The organism is Methanospirillum hungatei (genome assembly GCF_020216685.1).
GTDB lineage: Archaea > Halobacteriota > Methanomicrobia > Methanomicrobiales > Methanospirillaceae > Methanospirillum > Methanospirillum hungatei_B.
The window spans coordinates 1-10,000 of sequence record NZ_JAIWNS010000007.1 but is presented as its reverse complement, the minus strand read 5'-3'; the positions used below and the strand labels follow the sequence as shown (position 1 = coordinate 10,000).

The window sequence follows — 10,000 nt, the reverse complement described above, 5'->3', positions numbered from 1 at the left end:
TTATCCACGGTCTCCTGCACCTGTAAATGGAGTATATCCCGTTGTCTTTTGGTATGAACCGGCCCCATATCCACACCGGCTACAAGCCCGTTTCCAACCTGAAGTGCACCGGCCAGTTCCCTGACCCGCTTAACAAAGGGTGCAGAGATGCTGGTATCAACAAATACCCTTTTTATTGCAGTGCAGGTCTGGCCACAGTTAAAGAACCTGCCTGACACTGCTCCCTTCGCCGCCGCTTCAAGGTCTGCATCCTTACAGACGATCATGGCATCACTCCCGCCAAGTTCAAGTATGGTCCTCTTTAAGGTCTTTGCTGCATGCTCTGCAACCTGAATACCTGTCGGAAAAGCACCGGTAAATGACAGTGATTTGATATCCGGATGTCGGGCAAGTGCATCTCCCACCACCTCTCCGGATCCGGTCACCAGCTGAAGGACTGATTCAGGAACGCCAACACGGTACAGATATCCTGCCAGGGCTTTGCAGGTCAGGGGGGCGGTCGTTGACGGTTTTACTATCATCGTATTTCCGGTTGCAAGTACCGGCCCAATCTTCCAACCCATGATGAGGACCGGCATATTCCAGGGGATGATGGCTGCACAGACACCAAGGGGCTGCCGCATGACCATCATGTGCCCATACGTTTTGCTAAACCCAGAGTCACCCTGCAGAGTGCCGGAGATTGAGGCATAATACTCCAGCACCCTGGCAAATCCTGCTACCTCATTCATGGATTCACGAAGTGGTTTTCCCTGCTCCCTGGTAAGCAGGCGGGCAAGATCCTTAGTATCAGCCCGTACAAGCTGAGCTGCAGAAAAGAGGAGTTTTGACCGGTCAAGGGGATCGGTTTGAGACCAGGACCGGAAGGCTTCCCATGCGGTACTGACCGCATTATTCACATCATCGGGTGTTCCCGCAGGAACGCTGCCGACAAGACTCCCATCAGCAGGATTATAGATGTCATAAGATTCCTGATTCATAGGAGCCGGCTTTGATGTCATGCTCAGAGATTATGATGCAGGAATAAAAATCTCCATGGTCAGGTGAAAAAAGAGAGGAGATACAGGTCAGCTGCAGACTGTCCCATACATTCGGTCAAGTTTCTGCGCAATTCCTTCCCATCTGAACTGCCGGTACACCTTGGATCGTCCGGTTCTGCCAAACTTTGAGAGACGATTTGTATCTTCAAGGGCCTGGCAGATGCCTTCTGCTATCCGGTCAGCTGATACTGGGACTTTTATGCCATCTCGATATGACTCAATATTCTCATGTAACCCGCCGACATCACACGCCACCACCGGGCGTCCTGCACTCCATGCCTCGGGAAGTACTATCCCAAACGGTTCATTCCTACTTGGTATGACGACAAGGTCAGCCGCATTGAGGAGCCGGACATACTCTGCATCGGTTATATACCCCGGGAACCGGACAGGAAGCCCCCGATCATATGCAACCTGTGACAGCCATGGACGCATGCCTCCGTCTCCGGCCATGATCACCTGCACTCCCCAGTACTCTTCCTTCACCATCGGAAGGGCATCAAGGAGAAGGTCCGGGCCTTTCTGGTATGCCATCCGTCCGATGAAGAGGATGGTCGGTGCATAGGGGTGAATTCCCATCTCGGCTTTTAATGCTCCCTGATCAAGGTCTACATCAAATTGTTCAGGGATGACCCCGTTTGGAAAGACACGGATCTTCCAGTCAGGAACCTGGTACAGGTTCATGACCTCCTCACGAAGAACATTGCTGACGGTGGTGACCTGACGGGCAATCAGGCCTGCATACCATTCTTTCCCGCATATCTCGTGGTATTCCCACCAGCTTCCGTGTTCGTTGCCATTTCGTCCATATTCGGTTGAATGGTACGTGAAGATGGTATTTCTGTCCTGCAGGAGGTGTAATGCTTCGGTTACATGCCAGTCATGAAAGTGAAGGATATCAAAAGGAGTCCCATCATACTCCCTGAACCGGTTCACCATGGCATGACTCATGTTCCGGCAGTATTCAACGATATTTCCCCCTTCCGGTCTGACCGCATGGTAGTGCACACCGTTGAAGGAAAAATCGCTATCCCCTCTGGTAAAATAATGAACTTCGTTTCTTTTCGCAAGCTCCTGAGCCAAATATGTTGCCGCGTTCGCAAGTCCGCCCACCCGTTCGGAGTACAACGACTCCCAACAGAAGAATGCAATCTTTTTTCGCTCCACGTATATGCTCCCTGATAAATCACCCGGCAGAGTTATCTACCGTTTTTTACGGAATGTTCGATGTCAGTTGTGTGTTTTACTCTGTTTCTGGAAGGTCTTACAGTGCCGTCTTGTCCACTGCCCCTCATGAGGGCAGAACAAAATCCAATGGGATTTGATAATATATATATGCACTCATTTGCCGTACATTAAAAAGACAAAATTGTCAGATACCGTCTGGATCTCATTTTAGAGCGCCTCACACGGTTTTCAAGTCTTTTCATAATATATGCTACAATTGAATGAAATACAGAATTTTTTTTCCATGTTTAAAACAGACAATAATGTATATATATGCACATTATCTTACATATATGATCATGATAAGCCAGGTATTCCAAAAGGTGATGCCGGTGGAATGGATACTGCCATGAAGGCAGGTCAGTCCATGGAGATTTTCCCATATCACCTGTATGAGAAGATCGCCAAATCCGCTCTACAAACGACCTATATTCCGGTTTTTCTCCCAATACCGGAACCATCTGCAAATCCTGCAGAGATATATGCCGCCCTGTCACAGGAACAGGGATTTTTACTTGAGTCGATGGAAGGTGTTCCAAAACGTGCAGTCAGATCAATCATCGGAGTAAAGCCGCTCGCAACACTGGCGGTTTCTGATTCATGCAACATATCAGGCAAAGAGGAGGACGTATTTCAAAATCTGCTCCAGGATCAGGAGATAACGTCCCCGACCGATGTGCTCCGGATAATCCAGAGAGAATTATCTGCATACACACCAGATGCAGGCACATTTTCCGGCGGTATGGCAGGTTACTGCCGGTATGATCTGGTCCGGGACATCACCGAAGGGATGGTGCAGGCAGGACAGGAGGAGGGCCCGGTAATCAGACTCATGATCCCAGGAGATCTCATCATCTTTGATCATGTTGCCCACTCCTGTCTGCTGATTGCAGGGACTTTTGTTCAGTGCGGGGATGACCCTCAGGAAAAATACGATGATGCAGTCAGAAGAGTCCACACATTAGAGCAGGCGATTGCAAACCTGAAAAAAAGAGATCAAATCCCCATAGTCATGCAGGAGAAGGTGCATCTTCCGGATCATGACCGGGATTTTTATGAACGTGCCGTGGCACAGGCCCAGCAGCACATCCGGGCTGGAGATATCTTTCAGGTTGTCCTCTCACGAAGATTTTCACTCCCGTATTCTGCTGATCCATATCGGATTTACCAGGTTCTCAGGACGATCAATCCCTCACCATATCTGTATTATTTCAATTTTGGTGATGAGGTCATCATCGGATCCAGCCCTGAGATGCTGGTAAAGACTGAAGGCAGGACAGTTATGACAGTCCCGATTGCGGGAACCAGACCGAGGGGAAAGACAGAGGCTGAGGATGCACAGCTTGCTGAAGAACTGCTGGCCGACCCCAAGGAACGGGCCGAGCACCTGATGCTTGTCGATCTTGCACGAAATGACATCGGCAGAGTATCTGAGTTTGGAACCGTAAAGGTCCCTGATTTTATGTCCATCGACAAATTTTCCCATGTCCAGCACATCACCTCCGTAGTCACCGGAGAACTTATGAAAGAGAAAGGGTCGGTTGATGCACTGGAGGCATGTTTTCCGGCAGGAACCGTGAGCGGAGCACCAAAGATCCGTGCCATGCAGATTATCCAGGACCTGGAACCTGCCCCCCGGGGAATTTATTCAGGGGCAGTAGGTTATCTTGGATTTGACGGACTGATGGAGTTTGCCATCGCAATCAGAACAGTAATTGTAAAAAATAACATTGCCACCTGTCAGGCCGGTGCAGGAATCGTTGCAGATTCGGTCCCGTCCAGAGAATTTGATGAGACACAGGCAAAGGCAGGAGCAATGGCACAGGCAGTATTCACCGCAGGAAGATTACCATGAAGGTCGTTATCATTGACTGTTTTGACAGTTTTACCTACAATCTCTACCAGCTGGTCGGATCCCTTGGTGCTGAACCGGTACCGATCACCTGTAATAAACCGATAGAAACCATACAAAAGGCAGATCCAGACCGGATTATTCTCTCGCCAGGACCGGGAACTCCAAAGGACTCCGGGGTGTGCAGAGAGGTCATACAGACATACCTAGGACAGGTTCCCATACTCGGCGTATGTCTGGGACACCAGACCATTATTGACACGCTGGGAGGGATCATCAGGCAGATGGACCGGCCGGTTCATGGGATGACCAGTGAGATCCATACCACCGGAGAAGGAATATTTAATGGCGTTCCGGATTCTTTTCCTGCTGCCAGATACCATTCCCTCACGGCCGAACCAAAAACCCTTCCCTCTGTCCTGAAAGTGACTGCAACAACACAGGATGACCAGACAATCATGGCAGTTGCCCACCGGAACCATCCGGTATATGGCCTGCAGTTTCATCCGGAGAGTGTGATGACTCCGGCAGGCCGCATCATTATGAAGAATTTCCTCATGTACGGAGGTGAATGCTGATGATAAAGGATACTATCAGGAAAGTTGTCAGTATGCAGGATCTGGCTCCAGAAGAGGCCAGGGATCTGATGACCTCGATTGCAGACGGAAACGTAACTGATGCACAGATTGGTTCTATCCTGACCGCTCTTTCGATGAAGGGGGTGACCGCTCATGAGATAACTGCCTTTGCCCATGTGCTCAGGGACCGGGCTGTCCGGGTAAAAACAGATACCTCTGGTACCTTCGTTGATACCTGCGGAACCGGCGGAGACGGGGCTCATACCTTTAACATCAGTACTGCCGCAGCCCTCGTTGCAGCAGCAGCAGGCGTCAGAGTTGTCAAGCACGGGAATAGGGGAGTGTCAAGCAGATCAGGATCGGCAGATGTGCTCGAGGCCCTTGGAATTCCAATCACCCTGACCCCTGAGAAGGCTGCAGCTTCGGTCTCATCACACAATATCGCATTCCTGTTTGCCCCTGGATATCATCCTGCCATCGGAAGAGTTGCTTCAGCACGACGGGAGATCGGTTTCTTCTCGGTCTTTAACATCCTCGGCCCGCTGCTCAATCCAGCCGGAGCTTCGGCACGACTGATCGGTGTCGGAGATACACGGCACATCCCCTCCATAACCGGAGCACTGGCAAACCTCGGGGTGTCCCATGCCATGGTGGTTCATGGAGACGGAACCGACGAGATCACCATCACCGGTGAGACCGAGGTTCATGAATTATCAGGGGGGACCATCTGCAGGTATACCCTGACACCGGAAGAGTTCGGAATTACCAGGGTATCGCGGGAAACCATCGCAGGAGGAAGCCCTGCAGAGAATGCAGCGATCATCATGAACATCTTCTCAGGAAGAAAAGGTCCCTGCCGGGATATTGTCCTCCTGAATGCAGCAGCAGCAATTTACCTCGGAGATAAAGCCACCTGCATCTATGATGGGTACAGAATTGCCAGGGACGTGGTCGATTCAGGACAGGCATACCGGCTGGTTATGGCACTTCGGGGATCCGCATGATCCTTGATGATATCGTCGCATCAGCCCACCGGCGGGCGTCTGAGCTCCCCGGCAATTTCCAGACACCCTCCCATACTCCCATCAGTCTGAAAGATGCAATCATTCAGAAACGGAGAACTCATGCACATCCGGTAATTGCAGAACTCAAGTTTGCATCACCTTCACGGGGGGTCATCAGAAGAGAGGCAAAACCAGAGGATGTTGCAACTGAACTGGTGCATGGAGGCTGCTGTGCTCTTTCGGTCCTGACTGAACCTGAATACTTTTCCGGGTGTTCAGCAACCATCCCGGCCATCAGGGACACGGTGACGGTTCCAATTCTTAGAAAGGACTTCATCGTGGATGAGCAGCAACTGGACGAAACCAGGGCTCTAGGAGCGGATGCCGTCCTTCTGATCGCCGGAGTTCTTGGAGAAGAGACCGGGCACTTTGTCGAAGCAACAAAAAAACGCGGTCTTGAACCCCTGCTTGAAGTGCATACCAGACAGGAGGCACGGATGGCAGTCGATACCGGCGCAGAACTCATCGGAATAAATAACCGCGACCTGCGGACATTCAAAACCGACCTGTCCACCACAAAGCGGATTGCTCCCCTGATTCATCAGGCAGGCAGAACCGTTGTATCTCTGAGCGGGATGATCTGGCCCTGTGATATCAGGTTTATGAGCCAGTACGCAGACGGGTTTCTCATCGGATCAAGTATTATGTCCTCAAAAAATCCAGGAAAAAGAGTGGAGGGGTTAGTATACGCATAAAGATCTGCGGCATTACCAGACCTGAAGATGCACGTCTTGCAGATAAGGCAGGAGCCGATGCAATCGGGGTAGTCCTCTTCTCAGAATCACCCCGTGAAGTATCTGTTCAAAGGGCTGCAGCGATATTCAGGGCTGCCGGACCATACATGGGAAGGGTCTGTGTATCGCATACCAGCTCAAGTCAGGACCTGGCACAGATGCTTACCCTTCAGCCGACGGCCATTCAGATATCCCATCCGCATACCCTCCCCACGAACCGCCCGTACCAGGTCATACGGGTCATACAGCCGGGTGATCCACTACCCGGAGATGCCGATGCCGTGATTGTCGATGCAAGTATGGGGAAAGGAGCCCTCTACGATCACGATTACGCACAATCAATCATATCCATGTCAACAATTCCAGTCATACTTGCCGGTGGATTAACCCCGGACAATGTAAAAGAAGCAGTACGATTACGACCATATGCCGTTGATGTTGCATCAGGTGTTGAATCATCACCTGGCATAAAGGATGCAAAAAAAGTCATGGCATTTGTGAAAAACGCCCGGGAGGCATACCATGCAGCTTAATACCCGGCTTGGGGAGTACGGCGGATGCTTTGTCCCTGAAACCCTCATGGGAGCCCTGGAAGAACTGGAAGATGCGTTCCTGAAGATCTTCCCGGGATCGGCCTTTCAAAAAGAACTCCGGGAGTTTCTGACAACCTACGCCGGACGGGAAACTCCCCTGACCTTCTGTACCAACATGTCGCGGGATCTCGGGTGCAGGGTGTACCTCAAGCGTGAGGATCTCCTCCATTCAGGGGCCCATAAGATGAACAACGCCCTGGGTCAGGCACTCCTCGCAAAACACATGGGTAAAAAACGGCTCATTGCAGAGACCGGTGCAGGGCAGCACGGGGTTGCAACCGCCATCGCCGGAGCGGTCCTTGGCCTTGAGGTTGACGTGTTCATGGGTGAAGTGGACATTGCCCGCCAGGCCCTCAATGTTGCCAGGATGAATATGATGGGAGCACGGGTCATCCCGGTCACATGCGGGACCCGGACACTCAAGGACGCCATGAATGAGGCACTCCGTGACTGGGTAGCCCGTGTTCTTGACACCCATTATCTCATCGGAACGGTCGCCGGACCACACCCATACCCCACTCTGGTCAGAGACCTGCAACGAGTCATCGGTGATGAGACAAAAAAACAGATCCTGGCAGCAGAAGGAAGGCTTCCGGATGTCATCATCGCCTGTATCGGGGGAGGATCCAATGCCATCGGGATCTTTCATCCGTTCATCGAAGATAAGGCAGTCAGGATGTACGGAGTTGAGGCAGGCGGAGAGGGGCTTGACCGGAAACATGGCGCTTCACTCTGCGGAGGAAGACCAGGTGTTCTCCATGGGAACTATTCCTACCTTCTTCAGGATGCATACGGCCAGATAATCGAATCACACTCCATATCAGCCGGGCTTGACTACCCAGGTGTCGGGCCTGAACATGCGATGCATAAGGATTCAGGAAGGATTGAATACACGGCAATTACCGATACCGAAGCACTTGAGGCCTTCCTGTACCTCTGTCGGACTGAGGGGATTGTTCCGGCACTGGAGTCCTCACATGCCGTTGCATTTGCACGAAAACTGGCACCGGATCTCTCAGAAGATACCATCATTGTCATTAACCTCTCCGGACGGGGAGACAAGGATGTTGAAACCGTTCGAAGGTACATGGAGGGAAAGCAATGAACCGTCTCAAGGAGGCATTTGAAACCAGGACAAAAAGCCTTCTTATGACCTTCACCGTCGCAGGAGATCCGGACTTTGCAACCAGTCTTGAGATCATCAAAGCACTTGAGAATGGTGGAGCGGATATCATCGAACTTGGACTTCCGTTCTCAGACCCCGTTGCCGACGGCCCGGTCATTCAGCAGGCAGACCAGCGGGCACTTGCATCAGGGATGAATACCGACCGGTTCTTTGACCTGGTCAGAGAAGTCCGGAAGAGTTCTGATATCCCTCTGGTCGTCCTGACTTACACGAACCTGATCCTGCAGCGGGATATTCACACCTTCTATCAGGATGCCGCAAATGCCGGTATCGATGCCGTGGTTGTTGCAGACCTTCCATACGAGGAGGCAGGCCCTTATATTACCGCAGCAGAAACTGCAGGGATCGCTCCGGTCATGATGGTCAGCACGACCACCTCCCCTGAACGGCTAATAAAAATCCTTACCGTGAAGAGTGGATTTATCTACCTGGTCGCGGCTCTTGGTGTCACCGGAATGAGACAGAAGACCGACCCGGTTGCACGAAAACTGCTTGCCGACCTCAAAAGCAGGACAGATATCCCGATAGCCCCCGGATTTGGCATCTCTGACAGGGAACAGGTCAGGGAATGGACAGAGGCAGGAGCTGATGCCGTCATCGTGGGTTCAGCCCTGGTCAGAAAAATCGAGGATAGTCTTGCAAGACCAGATACGCTTATCTCCGAGATCACGGCATTCGTACAATCACTCAGATAATTGTCAGGGGAGATTACAACATCCGTCACGGGTGAGCGGAAGGCAGATCATAAACCGGGAACCAGTGTCCTTTCCCTCACTCTCTACCCATACTTTTCCTCCATAACACTCCATCACCCGTTTTACGATGGAAAGACCAAGGCCTGATGACTGACGGTCATGCCTTGACCGGTCGGCCATGTAAAATTCATCAAATACATGGAGGGCCTCTTCTCTTGTCAGACCAATTCCGGTATCTTCAAAGGTGATAATCACCGCCTGATCATCCACCTGGGAATAGATACGTATCCGGCCATTGTTCCTGGTATATTTGACGGCATTACTGAGGAGGTTTTCAAATACCGATGAAGCATCCCGGTTTGAAAAACTCACCGTGAGATCATCAGGGACCAGCACCTCCACAGTGAGGTTTTTCTGTTCGATAAAGAGCCAGTGTTTCTCTACGGCCTGATGAATAAGGCTGGCCGGACGGATCATCTCAAATTCAACCACCCCTTCGTGCCGGCTGAGTCGTGCCAGGGTGAGGATCTTCTCTGTCTGTTCCCTGATAGAATACACAGACCTGAGAAGGACCCCGTAGAGTTCACGTTTCTCAGCATCATGCTCCTCATGAAGAAGAGTCGGGAGCAGGGCGATCAGAGGGGTCAAAGGCGTCTTCAGGTCATGGCCAAGCTGATTGATAAAATCGTCTTTTTGTTTCAGAAGCCGGTTTACTTCACCGGTCCGCTCCCTGACACGATCATCAAGTTCCCGGTTCATGCCGATCAGCCGGTTCGTTAAAAAGTCAAGTTCATGGTTTTTATCTTCCAGAACCCGGGCATACTCCCTGAGCTGGGCTTCTGCCTTTTTCCGTTCCCTGATATCCCTTGCAATCACCAGAATGGCAGGCTTACCACGATATGTGATAGCCATGGTCGAGACCTCAACCTGCAGAACCTCCCCGGTATGACTGATGAAGCATTCTTCCAGAGGAGGTTGTAACCCGGTTCCGGAGAATGATGATGATATGCGGGAGTTCACAAGAGGGATAT

Annotated in this window: 10 protein-coding genes; 7 read left to right on the top strand and 3 right to left on the bottom strand. The window is 51.4% G+C overall.

Annotation, left to right across the window (positions count from 1 at the left end; all coding sequences use genetic code 11):
• The coding region (locus tag LDL35_RS00430; RefSeq protein WP_304018378.1) for an aldehyde dehydrogenase family protein at positions 1-980 on the bottom strand (980 nt) is incomplete at its 3' end.
• 87 nt (positions 981-1,067) lie between these two features.
• The gene (locus LDL35_RS00425) at positions 1,068-2,207 is read right to left on the bottom strand and encodes a glycosyltransferase family 4 protein (protein WP_304018376.1); all 1,140 of its coding nucleotides are present in this window, start codon (positions 2,205-2,207) and stop codon (positions 1,068-1,070) included.
• A 397-nt stretch (positions 2,208-2,604) separates the two neighbouring features.
• On the opposite strand from LDL35_RS00425, the gene LDL35_RS00420 reads away from it, so the two are divergent.
• Genes LDL35_RS00420 through trpA form a run of 7 tightly spaced genes read left to right on the top strand, consistent with a single transcriptional unit; the run spans position 2,605 to position 8,969 of the window.
• Positions 2,605-4,122: an anthranilate synthase component I family protein gene (locus LDL35_RS00420; protein ID WP_304018374.1), complete on the top strand. Its 1,518-nt coding sequence runs from the start codon at positions 2,605-2,607 to the stop codon at positions 4,120-4,122.
• Positions 4,119-4,697, top strand: a complete 579-nt coding sequence (locus LDL35_RS00415) for an aminodeoxychorismate/anthranilate synthase component II (RefSeq protein ID WP_304018372.1) — start codon at positions 4,119-4,121, stop codon at positions 4,695-4,697. The genes LDL35_RS00420 and LDL35_RS00415 overlap by 4 nt, the downstream gene beginning before the upstream one ends.
• The gene (trpD, locus tag LDL35_RS00410) at positions 4,697-5,701 is read left to right on the top strand and encodes an anthranilate phosphoribosyltransferase (RefSeq protein WP_304018370.1); all 1,005 of its coding nucleotides are present in this window, start codon (positions 4,697-4,699) and stop codon (positions 5,699-5,701) included. Before LDL35_RS00415 ends, trpD begins: the two co-directional genes overlap by 1 nt.
• Entirely contained in the window at positions 5,698-6,456 is a 759-nt protein-coding gene (locus LDL35_RS00405; protein ID WP_304018368.1) for an indole-3-glycerol-phosphate synthase, read from the top strand. Before trpD ends, LDL35_RS00405 begins: the two co-directional genes overlap by 4 nt.
• Positions 6,396-7,028: a phosphoribosylanthranilate isomerase gene (locus tag LDL35_RS00400; protein ID WP_369694874.1), complete on the top strand. Its 633-nt coding sequence runs from the start codon at positions 6,396-6,398 to the stop codon at positions 7,026-7,028. The genes LDL35_RS00405 and LDL35_RS00400 overlap by 61 nt, the downstream gene beginning before the upstream one ends.
• On the top strand, positions 7,018-8,193 hold the full coding sequence (gene trpB / locus LDL35_RS00395; protein WP_304018366.1) for a tryptophan synthase subunit beta: 1,176 nt from the start codon (positions 7,018-7,020) through the stop codon (positions 8,191-8,193). Before LDL35_RS00400 ends, trpB begins: the two co-directional genes overlap by 11 nt.
• Positions 8,190-8,969, top strand: a complete 780-nt coding sequence (trpA, locus tag LDL35_RS00390) for a tryptophan synthase subunit alpha (RefSeq protein ID WP_304018364.1) — start codon at positions 8,190-8,192, stop codon at positions 8,967-8,969. The genes trpB and trpA overlap by 4 nt, the downstream gene beginning before the upstream one ends.
• Positions 8,970-8,972: 3 nt before the next feature.
• Here the strand turns inward: trpA and LDL35_RS00385 are convergent.
• Positions 8,973-10,000 (bottom strand): HAMP domain-containing sensor histidine kinase (locus LDL35_RS00385; RefSeq protein ID WP_304018363.1); only part of this gene is annotated, 1,028 nt, incomplete at its 5' end.

Bases quoted from the DNA above. Each gene is read 5' to 3' on its own strand.
- trpB (WP_304018366.1), top strand. From the start codon at position 7,018: ATGCAGCTTAATACCCGGCTTGGGGAGTACGGCGGATGCTTTGTCCCT.
- trpD (WP_304018370.1), top strand. From the start codon at position 4,697: ATGATAAAGGATACTATCAGGAAAGTTGTCAGTATGCAGGATCTGGCT.
- LDL35_RS00405 (WP_304018368.1), top strand. From the start codon at position 5,698: ATGATCCTTGATGATATCGTCGCATCAGCCCACCGGCGGGCGTCTGAG.
- trpA (WP_304018364.1), top strand. From the start codon at position 8,190: ATGAACCGTCTCAAGGAGGCATTTGAAACCAGGACAAAAAGCCTTCTT.
- LDL35_RS00420 (WP_304018374.1), top strand. From the start codon at position 2,605: ATGGATACTGCCATGAAGGCAGGTCAGTCCATGGAGATTTTCCCATAT.
- LDL35_RS00415 (WP_304018372.1), top strand. From the start codon at position 4,119: ATGAAGGTCGTTATCATTGACTGTTTTGACAGTTTTACCTACAATCTC.